Consider the following 15,847-nt stretch of genomic DNA (forward strand, 5'->3'; position numbering starts at 1 on the left):
CGTGACTTTGCGGACCATCTGTGCCCTGCTGCTGCCGCTGCTGTTCGGCTCTCTGGCCCACATGATCCTGCTGCGGGACGGCTACGAGCTTGTGAAGGGTATCTTGAAGCTGCTTTGGAGCTCCGGCGGGGCGCTTAAATCCGGCGGGACAGTTTCGGGCCTTCTTGCCGTGGGAGCGGTGTCGGCCTTTTCAAGAGTTGCTTCTATCATGATTTTTGCGGTGTGCTTCCTTGTGGTGCTGATGACTGCCCTGCGCATCACGCCCAAGAGCCTGATGGAAAAGCGCCGCAGTCGCCCCCGGTACGAGCCGGAACCGGAGCCTGCGCCGCGGCCCGTCCCCGCCATTCCTGCCGAAGGGCCGGGAGAGAGAAGCGGCGCGCGCCGCTCTATTGACATTCCGCTGGAGGGCGAGCAGCGCCCCGCACCGGAGAAAAAACCCGGCCTGATCCACGGCTTTTTCCGCCAGAAATCCGATCAGCAGCTTACTCCGGACCAGCTTTTGACGGACGAAGCGGCAAAGGCCGCAAAGCCGCATGCCCAGTCGGTACAGGTTGTGGCCCCGCTTCCTGCGGTGATACCGGAGCCGATTGCCGCGCCGGAACTGGCTGCCGCGCCCGCTGTGGCGGCGGTCTTTTCACCTACACCCGCGCCGATTGCGCCCCCTACGCCTGCTCCTGCGGCTGAAAAACCCGGCTCCGCCGCCAAGGAGGTAGCCGCAGCCACCGCCGAGGTCACGGCCCAGATTGAGGACGCTCTGTCTTCCGGCGAGGGAGCCTATCAGTTCCCGCCCATCACTCTGCTGGATGAAAACCGGGGCGGCGACTTTACGGAGGCAGGAGCCGAGCTGCGAAACAACGCCCGCCGTCTTGGCGAGACGCTGAAAAGCTTCGGCGTGGAGGCCACGCCGGGCGAGGTGGTTCACGGGCCTACCGTCACTCGGTATGAATTTGTGCTGGATCAAGGGGTTAAGCTTTCCAAAATCACCAATCTGGCGGATGACATCGCCCTGGCTCTGGGAGCCTCAGGCGTGCGCATCGCACCCATTCCCGACAAAATTTCCGTGGTTGGCATCGAGGTGCCAAACCGCAATGTCTCATCTGTCCTGATCCGGGACGTAGTGGAGTCAGACACCTTTGCGAATCACAAATCCGCCGTGGCCTTCTCCGTGGGCAAGGATATCGGGGGACACTGCATCGTGGGAGATATCGCAAGGCTGCCCCATGTGCTTATCGCCGGCACCACCGGTTCAGGAAAATCCGTCTGTACCAACTCACTCATTGTCAGCTTGATGTACAAGTCCAGCCCCGACGAGGTGCGCTTTATCATGGTGGACCCCAAAATGGTGGAGCTGGCCCCCTACAACGGCATTCCACACCTGCTGATTCCCGTGGTGACGGACCCGAAAAAGGCTGCGGGCGCGCTCCAGTGGGCGGTATATGAGATGATGAAGCGGTATAAGCTTTTCTCTGAGAACAACGTAAAGGATTTGAAGGGCTACAACACCCTGGCGCGTGCCAGAGAGGAACTGACCGCTCTGCCCTCCGTGGTGGTGGTCATCGACGAGCTGGCGGATTTGATGCTGGTGGCCGCCAAGGAGGTGGAGGAATCCATCTGTCGCGTGGCCCAAATGGGCCGCGCCGCCGGAATGCATCTGGTCATCGCCACCCAGCGCCCCTCCGCCGACGTGATCACCGGTATCATGAAGGCCAATATTCCCAGCCGCATTGCCTTTGCGGTTGCTTCGGCGCTGGAATCCCGCATCATTCTGGACACCCAGGGCGCGGAAAAGCTGGTGGGCCGGGGCGACATGCTGTATGCGCCTCTCGGCTCCGGCAAGCCCACCCGGGTGCAGGGCTGTTTCATCAGTCCAGAGGAAATTGAGCGGGTGGTGGAATTTGCCAAGGAGAGCGGCGAGGCCCATTACTCTGACGAGGTTATGCGAAAAATCGAGGAAAACGTGCAGGAGAAGGAGAAAACCACGGGCAGCAAGGGCGCGTCCGCAGCGGCGGATGCCGAAGACGAGGGAGACGAGCTGCTGCCTGCTGCCGTGGACGTGGTGCTGGAGACGGGACAGGCTTCCGTTTCTATGCTTCAGCGGAGGCTGAAGCTGGGCTATTCCCGGGCGGCCCGGCTGGTGGACCAGATGGAGCAGCGGGGAATTGTGGGTCCCTTCGAGGGGTCCAAGCCCCGGCAGCTTCTAATCAGCAGGCAAACATGGCAGGAGCAGCAAATGGGCGGCGCAGTCCTGCCTCCTTCTGACGAGCCGCCCTTTGACGACGGGCCTGAGGAAGAAGACTGACGGCATAAAAGCCCGGCGGACGGGAAACGCTTCCGCTTCAAGGCAAGCTGATAAATTGTTAAAAATTGTACAATTAAAATGTAAAACCACAACGGTGAACTGTGCAAAATGTTCTATGAGCCGAAGGGCGGGAAAGGACAGGTAGCTGTTGACATCCCGGACAAAGACGCATAGAATGAAAGAATCAGGAAGACTGAAGCGGTAATTGGAAAATGAAAAGGAGGTATCCCGTCATGAAGTTTTCGAGCAAGATCGAAAAGTGCGGTTTGTCCCCCATGCGGAAGTTCCACCCATTTGCGGTGGCGGCGGAAGCCAAAGGACGCAAAATCTACCACCTGAATATCGGCCAGCCGGACATTGAAACTCCCGCCGCTTTTTTTGACGCGGTAAAGGGCTTTACCCAGCCTGTTCTGGAGTATGCCCCCTCTCCCGGCATTCCCTCGTTTTTGGAGGCTGTCCGTGGATATTATGCAAAGCTTGGTATCAAGCTGGCCCCCGGCGACCTTTTGGCCGCCACCGGTGGCAGTGAAGCGCTGGAAATGGTTTTGGAGTGCATTCTGGACGACGGAGACGAAATCCTGATTCCGGAGCCCTTCTATCCTAACTACAACACCTTCACCCGGGTTACCGGCGGTTTGATTCATCCCATCCCCACCACCCCGGAGGAGGGCTATCGCTATGCCGATCGAAGCAGAATTGAGGCGGAGATCAACGAGCATACCCGTGCCATTATGGTGACCAACCCCGGAAACCCCACCGGCGTGGTGCTGAGCCACGACGAGATGCGGTTGATTGTGGATATTGCCAAGGAGCACAATCTGTTTGTCATCGGCGACGAGGTATACCGCGAGTTTGTCTACGGCGGCGAGGGCCTTGCCACCATCCTGGAGTTTGAGGACGCAGCGGAGAACGTCATCGTCATCGATTCCGTATCCAAGCGGTTTTCCGCCTGCGGCGCCCGTGTGGGTGTGCTCATTTCCCGCAATAAGGATTTGATGTCCCACGCGATGAAGTACTGTCAGGGCCGCCTGTGCTCCGCCACATTGGATCAGGTGGGCGCAGCATCGCTGTACACCGTCGGGCCGGATTACTTTGCTTCCGTGCGGGACGAGTATAAAAAGCGCCGCGACACTTGCATGGCGGGGCTTGCGAAAATCCCCGGCGTGGTGTGCGAGTGTCCCAAGGGCGCGTTTTACATCATGGCAAAACTCCCCGTAGATAACACCGATACCTTCCAGCAGTGGCTGCTGGAGGAATTTGAAGACAAGGGTGACACCGTGATGTTTGCCCCCGGCGAAGGGTTCTATGCCACCCCCGGCAAAGGCAAGGACGAAGTGCGGCTTGCGTATGTCCTGAAGCAAGCCGATCTGGAGCGGTCCATGGAGCTGCTGGCACTGGGTATTCAGGCATACAACGCCCGGTAATAGAAACCGAAGAGGCGCTGTTTTTGCGCCGACCATTCCGAATGAAACAAAGCGCAAATAAAAACCCGGGAGAGGCGTCTGCCGCTCCCGGGTTTATGTATATTGAAGCAGATGCGGCGACAAGAAACTCAAATATTTGAAAATATCTATGGAAAAGAAATCGGGCCTTTGACGGGGGGCGCACAGGCCGGTCAATTCTGGTCCCACCGCTGCGTCAGAGGAAAGTCTCACGTATAATGGCCAATTCGGCTCATGACCGTATTGTGTTTTGAGAAATATGAAAGGAATGATTGTATTATGGCGGTTTTAGATCAACTGGAGCCGAAGAAAGTTTTTCAATTCTTTGAAGAAATGTGTGCGATTCCTCATGGCTCCGGCAATACAAAAGCGGTCAGCGACTGGTGCGCGGACTTTGCGGAAGAGCGGGGCCTTGAATACCATCATGACGCGGCGAACAATATCATTATCATCAAAGAGGCTACCTATGGGTATGAAAATGCGGAGCCGGTGATTCTTCAGGGGCATTTGGACATGGTCTGCGAAAAGGCTCCCGAGTGCGCCAAGGACATGGCGAAAGAGGGGCTGGATCTGGCCGTGGACGGTGATCTGATTTTGGCCAGAGGGACTACTCTGGGCGGCGACGACGGCATCGCCGTGGCATTGGCCATGGCGATTTTGGATGCGGATAATCTGACCCATCCCCGGGTCGAGGCGGTGTTTACCGTGGACGAGGAAATCGGGATGCTGGGCGCAGACGTGCTGGACGTGTCACCGCTGAAGGGACGGAGGTTCCTGAACTTGGACTCCGAGGCCGAGGGCATCTTTACCGTAAGCTGCGCGGGGGGCAACATGACCAAATGCACAATCCCCGTTCAAAGAAGCGCCTTTGTCGGTTCGGCGCTCACCGTTACGGTGAGCGGACTGATCGGCGGCCATTCAGGACAGGAAATCAACAAGGGGCGGGGCAATTCCAGCCTGCTGATGGGCCGTGTGCTGCTTGCCATGAGTCAGGCAACCGAGCTGCGTTTGGTGGCGGTGGACGGCGGCTTAAAGGACAACGCCATCCCCCGGGAGACGACGGCCACGGTGCTGGCTGCCGACAAGGAGAAAGCCAGCACCGCCGCGGCGCTGCTGGGTGAAGCGCTGAAAAGTGAATATCACGTCACGGATAAGGATTTGATGCTGACGGTGACCTCCGCCAAGGCGGATCAGGCCCCCATGGACGCGGATTCCACCCGGCGCTGCGTGTGCTTCCTTAGCTGCGCGCCCAACGGGATTCAGGCCATGAGCGCCGATATTCCCGGGCTGGTGCAGACCTCTTTAAATCTGGGCGTTCTCACCACACAGGAAGGCGCCATGACCGCTTCTTTCTGCGTGCGCAGCAGCGTCGGCAGCCAGAAGGCGATGCTGAAGGCCCGTCTTAACTGCCTCACGGCAATGCTGGGCGGAAAGACGGAAGTCTCCGGGGAATACGACGCGTGGGGGTATCGCGCCGAGTCTCCACTGCGGGATTTGATGGTGGAGGTTTTCAAGGATCAGTATGGCAAGGAACCGAAAATCGAAGCCATCCACGCGGGCGTGGAGTGCGGCCTATTCTGCGGCAAGCTGCCGGGGCTGGACTGCGTCTCCATCGGCCCCGATCTGAAGGACATCCACACTCCCAGAGAGAGGCTGAGCATCTCATCCACACGGCGTCTGTGGGGATTTGTGACCGAGGTGCTGCGGCGAGCCAAATAAAGGCTTTTTGTCCATACGGGAGGCTGAAAAATCAAAAAGGGGAGAGAACCGGTTTTAGGCCGGTTCTCTCCCCTTTTTGATTTCATACGCCGAACACCGCCGCCAATGGTCTCTAGGCTCGTACGGCCCAGCGCAGCTTAGCCGACCGCGCCCGTGGATTTTGAAAGCACTCCTGTGCAGAAGGGCGGAGCACTTCCTCCGCCACGGCGCTGTAAGCGCCCTCCCGCAGGTGCTGGCGAAACGCCTTTTTCACCATCCGGTCTTCGCCGGAATGAAAGGTGAGAATGGCCACGCGCCCGCCGGACTTTAAAACGCCGGGGAGTTTTTCAAGAAGGCTGTAAAGCGCCTCAAATTCGCCGTTTACATCGATGCGCAGGGCCTGAAAGGTTCTCTGGCAGGATTTTTTGGTCTCCTCCTCCCGCTCCCCGGCGGGGAGGAAGGAGAGGGCTTGCCCCACCAACTCCGCAAGACGCTTTGTGGTGTCCACCGTCCCGCCCCGCCGAAGCTCTCCCAGCACGGTCCCCGCGATACGGGCGGCATAAGGCTCGTCCGCGTTTTCCTCAAGCAAGGCGGTCAACTCCTCCTCGTCCAGCTCCCGCAGGCGCTGGGCGGCGGAAATGCCCGAGGTGGGGTCAAGACGGAGGTCCAGAGGACCGTCGTATTTAAAGGTGAAGCCACGGGCAGGGTCGTCGATCTGCATGGAGGAAACGCCTAAGTCTGCCAGAACAAAGTCGAAGAGAACGCCGGGCGCAACCTCGTCCAACTGAGAAAAATTCATCCGCCTAAGGGTGAAAAGCTCCGGGCCAAAGCCCGCCGCTTCCAGCCGCAGGCGGGTTTTTTCAGACTCGATGGGGTCCACGTCTGTGGCGTACAGGTGCCCCTGGCCCTGAAGCTGCTCCAGAATTTTTCGGGAGTGGCCGCCATAGCCCAGCGTTGCGTCCAGCCCGGTTTGTCCGGGTTGAACATTCAGAAAATCCAGAATTTCCTCCACCATGATGGAAATGTGCATCCCGGCGGGGGTTTTTCCGCTCTGGAGCACCTTTTCCACGTCTCCGCCGTATCTTTCCGGGTTCAACTCCTTGTATTTTTCCCGGAAGCTCCGGGGATGAGTGCCCTGATAGCGCGGGCGGCGCTTGTGTTCTTGTTCCATGGAGCGGCTCCTTGTTTGTCTTTTGGGGTGGCGGTTCACAGCCCGCCAACCTGCGCCGGTTCCGAACAAAATCATTTCGGAACGGCTGTGTCGAGGCTATCATAGCACAAAACCGGCAAAAAGAGAAGGGTTAACCGATTTGCCGGGGAATTTCCACAATAACAGCGGATGTCGAATCGGCGGGGTTTTGGCACGGTGCGCACTTGTTTCTTCCGCAAAAATAAGCTATACTGTCCCTATCATTCAATCAGTATGAGAGGCTTAACCATGGAACTGTCTATTTTTCACCCTGCGCTGCTGGCCATTGCGGACGAAGACCCGGGCCGTTCGTTTTTTGGCGGCGCACAGGAGTGGTATTCCACCGAGTGGAGCCGCAGGGCGGGCTGTGGGCCTACCTGCGCGTCCAATATTCTGGCATATCTGGCCTTGACCCGTCCGGCGCTATTGCCGCTGTACGGCTATGAAAGCATGAGCCGCGCCGATTTTGCCCGGCACATGGAGGATGTATACCCCCATCTTACCCCCGGAAGCGCGGGGCTGAACCGGGTGGAGCTGTTTTCGGACGGCGTTGTGGCATATGCCGGTGAGCGGGGGATTTTGCTGGAACCCCATGTTCTTGCGCTTCCCGGACGCATGACGTGGGGCCGTCCAGCCGTTTCCCGGCTGGCGGAGTTTATAGAAGCCGGACTGACGTCCGACTGCCCGGTGGGGTTTTTGAATCTGCACCGAGGTAAAGAGAAAAATCTGCAAAGCTGGCACTGGGTCACGATTGTAGGGGCGGAGCTTGGGGAAGATAAGCTGATGGTCACCGTCTCCGTTGAGGGGCGGCAGATTGAACTGGACTTGCGGCTGTGGTATCAGACCACCCCCATGCGCGGCGCTCTGGCGTATTTTACGGAAGCCCCGGCTTCCGCTCCGCAGTTGGATACGGGGAATGCGAAAGATGCGAAAGCACCGTGAGAAAGTGAGCGCAAATGACGTGAAAGAAAGCCGGATGCGTTGCACCGCGCCGAGCCGAGCCGGCGCGGGAGATAAACGTAACCACACAATAGGAGGCTGACATGGATATTACCGCGGCAGAAAAGATAGAATCGGAAATTCGGCGGCTTCTTCAGGTAAAGCGTCCAGTTCTGGTGGCGATTGATGGTCGGTGCGCGGCGGGGAAGACCACGCTGGGGGAGGAACTGCGGGAGCTGTGCGGCTGCGGCGTAGTTCATATGGACCACTTTTTCCTGCGGCCCCAGCAGCGCACGGAGGAACGGCTGAACACGCCGGGCGGCAACGTGGATCGGGAACGGTTTTTACAGGAAGTTTTGCTGCCCCTCAGTCGGGGGAAAGCGATTTCTTACCGTCCCTATGATTGCAGGCTGCAAGCGCTTAAGGAGGCCGTTCAGGTGGCTCCCGGGCCCGTCACGGTGATCGAGGGGGCCTATGCCTGCCACCCGTCCCTGCGGGAATACTATGACCTGAAAGTGTTTCTGACGGTGGAGAGGGAAGAACAGCTTCGCCGCATCCGGCGGCGCAACGGCTCTGAGGCGGCCGTTCAGTTTCAAGAGCGGTGGATTCCTCTGGAGGAGCGGTATTTTGCGGCCTGCGGAGTTGAGGACTGCTGCGACCTGCGGTTTGAAACGTACGATGGAAAATAAGTGGGCCGACGCGGTGGAGTTCAAGCTATCCATCCATCAGGTGTGGCACTGTCTCCGGGCCTGATGGAGCGCCGGGGGAGAGCAAAGCCGCTTACGCGCGGTTGCCCGCATACAGCGTGGGCAAAGGAGAAAACAGAGAAAGCAGAGAAAGCAGGCCGCCGGGGTTCCGGCGGCCTGCTTCTTGGCTTGTAAAGGGAAGCGCGTTCAATAACCTGCGGAAGGAGGATTCAATCCGGGCAGATACTCCAATGACTGGGTCAGTCGATGGGCTTCATCGTCGGGAAGAGAATCACATCTCGGATGGTATCGGCCCCGGTCAGGAGCATGGTCACCCGGTCGATGCCGATGCCCATGCCGCCGGTGGGGGGCATGCCATATTCCATGGCGGTGAGGAAATCCTCGTCCAGCATCTCCGCCTCGTCGTCGCCCCGCTCCCGCAGTTCCGCCTGCTTTTCAAAGCGCGTGCGCTGGTCAATGGGGTCGTTCAGCTCGGAATAGGCGTTGCCCATTTCGCTGCGGCAGATAAAAAACTCAAACCGCTCGGTAAGCCGGGGGTCCTGCGGGCTGCGCTTGGTGAGGGGAGAAACCTCCACAGGGTACATGGTGATGAAGGTGGGCTGGATGAGATGCTCCTCCACCTTCTGGTCAAAGCACTGATACAATGCGTTGCCCCAGGTCTTTTCCGCGCTGTCCGCCAGCTCCACGCCGATGGATTTTGCGGCGGCCACGGCCTCCGCGTCGTCGGTGATGGCCCCGAAGTCCACACCGGCATACTGCTTTACGGCGTCCACCATGGTCAGGCGGGGCCAGCCGGGGGTCAGGTCGACTTTCTCGCCCATCCACTCCGTTTCATAGGTGCCCAAAAGCTCCTTGGCGGCGGAGGAGACCAGTCCCTCGGCCACGTCCATCATCCCGTGGAAATCCGTGAACGCCTGATACAGCTCCACGGTGGTAAACTCCGGATTGTGCTTGGGGTCCATGCCCTCGTTGCGGAAGATGCGGCCGATTTCATACACCCGGTCCATTCCGCCCACAATCAGCCGCTTTAAGGGCAGCTCCGTGGCAATGCGCATGTACATGTCCAAATCCAGCGTGTTGTGGTGCGTGATGAAGGGGCGGGCGGACGCGCCGCCGGAGATGGTGTTCAAAACGGGAGTTTCCACCTCGATATAGCCCAGATCATCCAGATACCGGCGCAGGTGCTGGATAAATTTGGAGCGCAGAAGGAAGGCGCGCTTCACCTCGGGGTTCACAATCAGGTCCACATACCGTTGACGGTAGCGCAGTTCCTTATCCGTCAGCCCGTGAAACTTCTCCGGCAGGGGCAGAAGCGCCTTACTGAGAAGCACAATGTCCTTCACCCGGACGCTCATCTCGCCCCGCTGGGTGCGGAACACCTCGCCGTCCACGCCCACGATGTCGCCGATGTCGTACTTTTTAAACGTCCGGTAAACTTCCTCGTCCATCTCGTCCTGCCGGGCGTAGAGCTGGATGCGGCCGTCCCGGTCCTGCAAATCGCAGAAGCTGACCTTGCCCATGCCCCGTTTGCTCATGAGACGGCCCGCCACCTTCACGGATTGGCCCTCCATGGCGTCAAAATTGGCTTTAATCTGCTCGCTGGTGGCGTTCCAGTCGAACCGGGTCTGCCGGAAGGGGTCTTCGCCCGCAGCCTGAAGGGCCGCCAGCTTCTCCCGGCGGATTCTGGTCTGTTCGCCCAGATCCTGCTCGGGCTGGGGGGTTGTCTTCTGTTCAGCCATAGTTATCTCCTTACCGCTCGATTTTCTTCACCGTGTAAGAAATGCTCCCGCTGGGCGCGTCCACGGTGACGGTCTGCCCCTCCCTTGTGCCCATGAGGGCCTTGCCGAAGGGGGACTCTTCCGAAATGATTCCATGCATGGGGTCCGACTCCTGAGAGCCTACGATCTTATAGGCCACCGGCAGGATGTCTCCGTGCTCGTCCGCCACGGTCACCTTGCAGCCGATGGTTACGGCATCGTTGTCCGTCGTGTTTTCGTTCACCACCACGGCATGCTGCAAAATCTCTTCCAGCTCCGCGATGCGGGAGTACAGCTTGCCCTGCTCGTTTTTCGCCTCGTCGTACTCGCTGTTCTCGCTGAGATCGCCAAAGCCCCGGGCAATTTTAATCTGCTCCGCAACCTCGTCGCTGCGGGTGGTTTTTAGAAAATTCAGTTCCGTTTGAAGCTCGTCCAAGCGGGCTTGGCTCATTCTGTATTCGTTGCTCATCGCTCATAAGTCCTTTCTGCGTCCTCTATATTTTCCTTATGGGTGTCCATAAAAACTCCAGCTTAGTCATGACACAACATTATAGATTTTTCCAACCACAATGTCAAGCGCTTCCGCCGGAAACTCTGGATTGAAAAGCGGCTGCGGGGCGGTCATTTTCCGCCCCGCAGCTCCCGAATCGCCGCTGCCAGCAGTCCCGCAGCCGGCAGAGCCAGCCAGAGGTTGCCTCGGCTTTCTCGCATTAGCCACACAAGTCCGCAAAGTAAAAGCGCCGCGCATAAAACGCCCGTGATCCGTGCCGTCAGCTCTCCCGCCGCCGGGCCGAAGAGCCAGGCTACTAAAAGCTCCAGCGCCTGCCCGCCGTCCAGAGGGCGGATGGGCAGAAGGTTAAAGGCGCCCAGCGCCAGATGCGCGCCTGCGGCCGCGTAAAGCTCCGGATGCCGGGTGGCGAGAGGAATCAGCACGGCGGCGCACAAAAGATTTACGAAAGGACCCGCCAGAAGAGCGGACAGCTCCTTGCCATAGCTGAGTCCACTGCGATCCGCCTCCATCATCGCGCCCAGCAGTCCGATGCGCACACGGCCTACCCGCGCACCCCAAAAGCGCAAAACAAAGAAATGGCCCAATTCATGCATTGTCGCCGCGAACAAAATCAACAGCAGGGGTTTAGGTCCGCTCTCCAGGGCAAACCACGCCGTAAGCAGCAGAAAGCCGCCGGAGATGCGCACCGGGCTGCTAGGGCAGCGAAACATAGTAGATGGGGTCCAGATAGGTGGTTCCGGAGTGAAGCTCAAAGTGCAGATGAGGGCCCGTGGCTTCGCCAGTCTGACCCACCGCCGCAATTTTATCCCCCTCTTTCACCTGCGCACCGGAGGAGGTGTAGATACGGCTGCAATGGGCGTACAATGTGGAAAAGCCGCTGTCGTGGGAAACGATCGCATATTTGCCGTAGCTGCTGCTTTCGCCCACCGCCGTCACCGTTCCGTCGGCAAAGGCGGAGACGGGCGTGCCCTCGTCCGCGGCGATATCCAGACCGTAGTGAAACTTTTCGTCCCCCTCGATGGGGTGCTCCCGATAGCCGAAATCCGACGACAGTGTTCCCATTACAGGGGTACAGTAATCAAAGCCCAGCACCTTTTGCTCCAAACTTACGTTGTCGGGCAGCGTTTGATTGGAATATAATACATAGGAGAGACGCTGGGTGCCGGCTATGGTCTGCTGCGGATTGGCGTCCGCTTTTGCGGACGTCTCTCCGGGAGAGGTAGAGGCTGCGGAGGGATTCTCCGCGACGGGGCTGGACTTTGGTGTATTTTCCATGGGCGGGGAGGTTAACCAGCCATCGCTGGCAGAAAGGCGGCTGTGAATTAAGGAAGCCCCTGCTGCGGAAGCTGCGGGGCTGTCTGCCGGGTCGTCTTCCGCCGCGCCGTCCGTTGGGGTTCCGACTGCGCCAGCGGGGATTGCATCGTCTGTCTCCGGGCGGAAAACGGACTGATACAGGTCCTCCCATCCCTCGGCCGCATTACCGGCGAATACCCGACCCACGGCGGAAAATACCTCTGTCACATTTACACTGCGCTCCAGTGCACCGCCCACATGGCGGCTAAGCCACTGGCTGCGTGCGGGCAGCAGTAGCTTCACTGCCACCAACAGCACAAATACCGTACCGCAGACCAAAAACTGGACCAGACGTCGCTTTTCCGCTGCGGATAACGGCTGTGAAGTCTTCCGCCGCTTTGTGCGATACCCTGTCCGATTGCCGTAGATTTGATTGATTTTTTGTCCGGACTGTCGCGACGTCATCCGTCCCGCCTCCCCTCGCATTTTTCTTACTCTATGCATATTTGGGGAAGAGTATGAACGATTTCCCTTGACAAAGAGACGGATTTTTCCTATAATACAATCTGTTGCAGCAGACTGCCGTAGCCATGCGCCGTGAGGCTGGGGGTGTGCTGATTAAATATCCGGGTGTAGCGCAGTTGGTAGCGCGCATGGTTCGGGACCATGAGGCCGTGGGTTCGACTCCCGCCACTCGGACCAGAAGATTAGGTCAAAATAGATACAGGGCTGGAAAAGTCAGTGTTTATGCGGCCTGACGAGGGTTTTGAATGAAAAATTCAAGACCCTCGTTTTTCATAGATGCACCCTGCTTTTTAACAAGAAAGCGGGGTGTTTCTCGTTTTAGGCCGGAATCAGTCCGGCAGATAATTTCATAAAGCCAATACCCTACAGGGCAATTTTGAAGCGGCTGTGTTCTTCGTAACTGAAAACACAGCCGCTTTTTTTGCGCCCAAAATCAAAATGAAAGGATGAATGCACAATGAAAAATGAACTGCAAACCCTACGGTTATTCAGCCCCATCTTCCCTCATCTCTACAGAAAAAATGAATGGGGCGATCTTGACGATTACCGGGAGGAGTTATCGGCCAGTGAAGTTTTGGAATACGAGGACGAAATCCTCGCTCTCATACAAAAAGAAAAACTACCCAGTGAGGGTGAGCGTGGTCTCGCCGTTTATCTTGATGACGATCTCAGCCAAAAGGTGTACAGCATCAATCCCTCAGTAGAGGAATTGAACGGCGAGCTATGGGGCGTGACCGAGGTGCAAACCCACGGTGCGCTGTCTGTCTCTAAGCTTGCAGAACTGACAGAATGGCTTTCTTCACAATTTTCTGACGGCTGGGGCGAGGGATTGGAGCAGCGGGAAATCAAGGTGGAGGACGGTGAGCTGTATCTCAGCTTTTGGGATAGCAGCGACCGCTTCTTTATCAAGCCGGAGGGCGAACTGAAAGGCAGCCAGTCCTTCGGCTTCGGCATGACGATGGGAGGAATGCGCTAATGCCAAATCATGTAACCAATATTGTAAGAGTATCCGGCGATCCGGAAAAGGTCAAGGCGATGTTCGAGGATATCAAAGATGATAGGATCGGCCTCGGAAGCATCGACTTCAACAAGGTTATCCCGATGCCTGAGCATATCTTCCGTGGCAACCTTGGTATGGCCGAACGTGAGAAGTACGGCAAAGACAACTGGTACGACTGGTCGATTTCCAATTGGGGAACCAAGTGGAACAGCTATGGCTACGATGGCGCATATACCCTGCAGGATTTTGACGGTGAGCATATCGAATTTCAGACCGCATGGAGTTGTGCTGATCCGGTAATCCGCACACTTGCCGAGCAGTACCTTGATCTCTCTTTTGAATACCTGTGGGCAGACGAGGACTTTGGGCATAACACAGGAAAAAAAGAATATGAAAACGGCGAGGAAATGTTCTGCGATATCCCTCCCGGCGGTTCCAAGGAAGCGCTGGAACTTGCGGCTGAGATTCATGATGTGGATCTGGCCGATGAGGGCTATTTGTACAATGAGGAAACCGGCGAATATGAGTACCATAATCCAGATGAGTCGATGTCACTGAAAATGTAGTGAGCATCGGCTTTTTTCTTTCCAGAGGGAGGTGATGGAATATCAATAGCTTTATCAGCTGAGTGGGCGGCAAAAAAGCCCTCCGCAATATCATATACCGGCTCTTCCCCAAGGATTTCGGCAGATACATCGAAGTCTTTGGCGGTGGGGGTTGGGTTTTGTTCGGCAGACCGCCGGACTGCAAGGGTATGGAGGTCTACAACGATTTCAACGGAAACCTGACCAACCTGTTCTACTGTGTGAAAAACAGGACGCTGGCCTTCCTCAAGGAGCTGGGCTTCCTGCCCCTCAACTCCCGGCATGAATTTAATATGCTGCGCCGCTTCTTTGAAAAGGATGAATTCGATACGGAATATCTGCAGGAAGAACTGGCGCTGGCGCAGCAGAACCTCCCGCCGCCTGAGTTTGAGGAAATCAAAGCCCTCCTTATGGAACAGGCCGAGCCAAGCAATGTGTGGAGAGCTGCCGCCTTTTTCAAGCTCATCCGCTACAGCTACGGCAGTGGATGTACCTCCTACGGCTGCCAGCCCTTTGATATCCGAAAGATGTTCGCTGTGATATGGGAGGCATCAAGGCGGCTTGCGGACACCGTGGTGGAAAATAAGGACTTCGAGGCATTGATCCGGCAATATGACCGGGACGATGCCTTTTTTTATTGCGATCCACCGTATTACATGACCGAGGGGCACTATGCGGTGGAATTCCTGAAAACCGATCATCAGCGGCTCCGGGATGCGCTGGCAGGCTGCAAGGGCAAATGGATGGTCAGCTACAATGACTGTGAATTCATTTGGGAGCTGTATCAGGATTACACCATCACCCCGGTTACCCGCCTGAGCAATCTGGCGCAGCGGTATGAGGGCGGCTGCGAGTACCCGGAGGTTATCATTACCAACTACGATCCCAAGGAGCGGGAAAAGGACACGTTTCAATTAAATCTATTTGATTTCGGAGGTGAATACGAAGAATGACCGGACTTGAAAAAATCCGCTGGGCAAAAGCCATGATTGAGGAAGAAAGCGGCGGTACCTATCAGTTTGTGGTGGGCAATGTTCACGATGACCTGTATCTGCGTTGCGGGGATAAAGCCAATGTGGGACTGGATCTGACCGTGCAGCAGAATGGAAAAAACGGCAGAGGAACAACAAATTAATGCCCCGCAGATGGGGATGTAAAAGGAGGTTTATGCTATGAAAATCATTGAAACGAAAGGCCAGATTGCCGATAACGGCAGCATTATCCTGCCGCCCGGTGTGTTGGACACCATGTGCGTCACTGCCGGAGATACCGTGCATCTGGCGTATCTGTCCCATCACCCGGTGAAGCAGATCAACAGCTACGGCGAGTTTTTTCTCACCAAGGACGGCATCGACAACGTGAGCGAACCGGTGGAAGCACCGGAATCCGCAGAACTGTCGGTGCCTCACGCACTTTTAGAAGCGGCAGGCATTCCGCTGGATGACGATCTGGATATCCACTGTGAGGACGGTGCCATTATCATCGGCAGCGCCGATCCTGTGAAACAGCTGCCGCCCCAGCTTATGGAGCTGTTCGGCAGTCTTGGCGTGAGCCATGACACCATTCGCTGTGTGCTGGAGGGAGGTGCGGAGGATGAAGAATAAACCCATCTACAAGCTGATGGACAGCAAAGGCCGGGTGCTGATTCCCAAGGAGCTGCGCACCGCCAGCGGCATGGATTACGGCGACATCGTGCGGCTTGAACTCGCCAATGGTCGAGTCAGCGTGCAAAAGGTGGATATCATCGAAATCGGCGACCAGTCCCCGGAGGCAGTGGAGGCCTATGTCCGTGCGGCGTTTAAGACCATGCCAGATGATACAAGGCTTTCTCTGATTTCCGACCTGACCGCCCTGCTGCAGCAGAAAAAGGAGGGCTGAGGATGGAACGAAATACTCTCTACAC

16 protein-coding genes and 1 tRNA gene are annotated in these 15,847 nt (G+C 57.2%); 12 read left to right on the forward strand and 5 right to left on the reverse strand.

Annotation, left to right across the window (positions count from 1 at the left end):
* From RTK01_RS11550 to RTK01_RS11560, 3 genes are all read left to right on the forward strand, one after another.
* Positions 1-2,299, forward strand: a 2,299-nt coding sequence (locus RTK01_RS11550; protein WP_312281114.1) for a DNA translocase FtsK, incomplete at its 5' end; no start/stop codon positions are given.
* 233 nt (positions 2,300-2,532) lie between these two features.
* Positions 2,533-3,723, forward strand: a complete 1,191-nt coding sequence (locus RTK01_RS11555; protein ID WP_312281115.1) for a pyridoxal phosphate-dependent aminotransferase — start codon at positions 2,533-2,535, stop codon at positions 3,721-3,723.
* Between the two features lie 297 nt (positions 3,724-4,020).
* Positions 4,021-5,460, forward strand: coding sequence for an aminoacyl-histidine dipeptidase (locus RTK01_RS11560; RefSeq protein WP_312281116.1), 1,440 nt, complete (start codon positions 4,021-4,023; stop codon positions 5,458-5,460).
* A 112-nt stretch (positions 5,461-5,572) separates the two neighbouring features.
* On the opposite strand, the gene rsmH is transcribed toward RTK01_RS11560, so the two are convergent.
* Positions 5,573-6,610: a 16S rRNA (cytosine(1402)-N(4))-methyltransferase RsmH gene (gene rsmH, locus RTK01_RS11565; protein WP_312281117.1), complete on the reverse strand. Its 1,038-nt coding sequence runs from the start codon at positions 6,608-6,610 to the stop codon at positions 5,573-5,575.
* A gap of 267 nt (positions 6,611-6,877) precedes the next feature.
* Here rsmH and RTK01_RS11570 point away from each other — a divergent pair, with 267 nt between their 5' ends.
* Together RTK01_RS11570 and RTK01_RS11575 are read left to right on the forward strand one after the other, a co-directional pair.
* On the forward strand, positions 6,878-7,570 hold the full coding sequence (locus RTK01_RS11570; protein WP_312281118.1) for a hypothetical protein: 693 nt from the start codon (positions 6,878-6,880) through the stop codon (positions 7,568-7,570).
* Positions 7,571-7,671: 101 nt separating this feature from the next.
* Positions 7,672-8,256 carry an AAA family ATPase gene (locus tag RTK01_RS11575; protein WP_312281119.1) on the forward strand — a complete coding sequence of 195 codons (585 nt, stop codon included), beginning with the start codon at positions 7,672-7,674 and terminating at the stop codon, positions 8,254-8,256.
* Between the two features lie 257 nt (positions 8,257-8,513).
* On the opposite strand, the gene lysS is transcribed toward RTK01_RS11575, so the two are convergent.
* The 4 genes from lysS to RTK01_RS11595 form a co-directional block, all read right to left on the reverse strand.
* Positions 8,514-10,013, reverse strand: coding sequence for a lysine--tRNA ligase (gene lysS / locus RTK01_RS11580; protein WP_312281120.1), 1,500 nt, complete (start codon positions 10,011-10,013; stop codon positions 8,514-8,516).
* A 10-nt stretch (positions 10,014-10,023) separates the two neighbouring features.
* Entirely contained in the window at positions 10,024-10,500 is a 477-nt protein-coding gene (gene greA / locus RTK01_RS11585) for a transcription elongation factor GreA (protein WP_312281121.1), read from the reverse strand.
* Positions 10,501-10,652: 152 nt separating this feature from the next.
* On the reverse strand, positions 10,653-11,252 hold the full coding sequence (locus RTK01_RS11590) for a site-2 protease family protein (protein ID WP_312281122.1): 600 nt from the start codon (positions 11,250-11,252) through the stop codon (positions 10,653-10,655).
* Positions 11,236-12,300: a M23 family metallopeptidase gene (locus RTK01_RS11595; RefSeq protein WP_312281123.1), complete on the reverse strand. Its 1,065-nt coding sequence runs from the start codon at positions 12,298-12,300 to the stop codon at positions 11,236-11,238. The genes RTK01_RS11590 and RTK01_RS11595 overlap by 17 nt, the downstream gene beginning before the upstream one ends.
* Positions 12,301-12,461: 161 nt before the next feature.
* Here RTK01_RS11595 and RTK01_RS11600 point away from each other — a divergent pair.
* The 7 genes from RTK01_RS11600 to RTK01_RS11630 all read left to right on the forward strand — a co-directional run bounded on the left by RTK01_RS11600 (position 12,462) and on the right by RTK01_RS11630 (position 15,822).
* Positions 12,462-12,537, forward strand: a tRNA-Pro gene (locus RTK01_RS11600).
* 280 nt (positions 12,538-12,817) lie between these two features.
* Positions 12,818-13,336 carry a hypothetical protein gene (locus RTK01_RS11605; RefSeq protein ID WP_312281124.1) on the forward strand — a complete coding sequence of 173 codons (519 nt, stop codon included), beginning with the start codon at positions 12,818-12,820 and terminating at the stop codon, positions 13,334-13,336.
* Positions 13,336-13,926, forward strand: coding sequence for a hypothetical protein (locus RTK01_RS11610; RefSeq protein ID WP_312281125.1), 591 nt, complete (start codon positions 13,336-13,338; stop codon positions 13,924-13,926). The genes RTK01_RS11605 and RTK01_RS11610 overlap by 1 nt, the downstream gene beginning before the upstream one ends.
* Before the next feature lie 62 nt (positions 13,927-13,988).
* Positions 13,989-14,897, forward strand: coding sequence for a DNA adenine methylase (locus RTK01_RS11615; protein ID WP_312281126.1), 909 nt, complete (start codon positions 13,989-13,991; stop codon positions 14,895-14,897).
* On the forward strand, positions 14,894-15,079 hold the full coding sequence (locus RTK01_RS11620; RefSeq protein WP_312281127.1) for a hypothetical protein: 186 nt from the start codon (positions 14,894-14,896) through the stop codon (positions 15,077-15,079). The genes RTK01_RS11615 and RTK01_RS11620 overlap by 4 nt, the downstream gene beginning before the upstream one ends.
* Before the next feature lie 37 nt (positions 15,080-15,116).
* A complete protein-coding gene (locus RTK01_RS11625) occupies positions 15,117-15,548 on the forward strand; it encodes a hypothetical protein (protein WP_312281128.1) in 432 nt (143 codons plus the stop codon).
* Positions 15,538-15,822: an AbrB/MazE/SpoVT family DNA-binding domain-containing protein gene (locus tag RTK01_RS11630; RefSeq protein ID WP_312281129.1), complete on the forward strand. Its 285-nt coding sequence runs from the start codon at positions 15,538-15,540 to the stop codon at positions 15,820-15,822. Before RTK01_RS11625 ends, RTK01_RS11630 begins: the two co-directional genes overlap by 11 nt.
* The last annotated feature ends 25 nt before the right edge of the window (positions 15,823-15,847 follow it).

The organism is Oscillibacter sp. (assembly GCF_031978065.1).
GTDB lineage: Bacteria > Bacillota > Clostridia > Oscillospirales > Oscillospiraceae > Oscillibacter.

Bases quoted from the DNA above. Each gene is read 5' to 3' on its own strand.
- RTK01_RS11555 (WP_312281115.1), top strand. From the start codon at position 2,533: ATGAAGTTTTCGAGCAAGATCGAAAAGTGCGGTTTGTCCCCCATGCGG.
- RTK01_RS11560 (WP_312281116.1), top strand. From the start codon at position 4,021: ATGGCGGTTTTAGATCAACTGGAGCCGAAGAAAGTTTTTCAATTCTTT.
- rsmH (WP_312281117.1), bottom strand. From the start codon at position 6,610: ATGGAACAAGAACACAAGCGCCGCCCGCGCTATCAGGGCACTCATCCC.
- RTK01_RS11570 (WP_312281118.1), top strand. From the start codon at position 6,878: ATGGAACTGTCTATTTTTCACCCTGCGCTGCTGGCCATTGCGGACGAA.
- RTK01_RS11575 (WP_312281119.1), top strand. From the start codon at position 7,672: ATGGATATTACCGCGGCAGAAAAGATAGAATCGGAAATTCGGCGGCTT.
- lysS (WP_312281120.1), bottom strand. From the start codon at position 10,013: ATGGCTGAACAGAAGACAACCCCCCAGCCCGAGCAGGATCTGGGCGAA.
- greA (WP_312281121.1), bottom strand. From the start codon at position 10,500: ATGAGCAACGAATACAGAATGAGCCAAGCCCGCTTGGACGAGCTTCAA.
- RTK01_RS11590 (WP_312281122.1), bottom strand. From the start codon at position 11,252: ATGTTTCGCTGCCCTAGCAGCCCGGTGCGCATCTCCGGCGGCTTTCTG.
- RTK01_RS11595 (WP_312281123.1), bottom strand. From the start codon at position 12,300: ATGACGTCGCGACAGTCCGGACAAAAAATCAATCAAATCTACGGCAAT.
- RTK01_RS11605 (WP_312281124.1), top strand. From the start codon at position 12,818: ATGAAAAATGAACTGCAAACCCTACGGTTATTCAGCCCCATCTTCCCT.
- RTK01_RS11610 (WP_312281125.1), top strand. From the start codon at position 13,336: ATGCCAAATCATGTAACCAATATTGTAAGAGTATCCGGCGATCCGGAA.
- RTK01_RS11620 (WP_312281127.1), top strand. From the start codon at position 14,894: ATGACCGGACTTGAAAAAATCCGCTGGGCAAAAGCCATGATTGAGGAA.
- RTK01_RS11625 (WP_312281128.1), top strand. From the start codon at position 15,117: ATGAAAATCATTGAAACGAAAGGCCAGATTGCCGATAACGGCAGCATT.
- RTK01_RS11630 (WP_312281129.1), top strand. From the start codon at position 15,538: ATGAAGAATAAACCCATCTACAAGCTGATGGACAGCAAAGGCCGGGTG.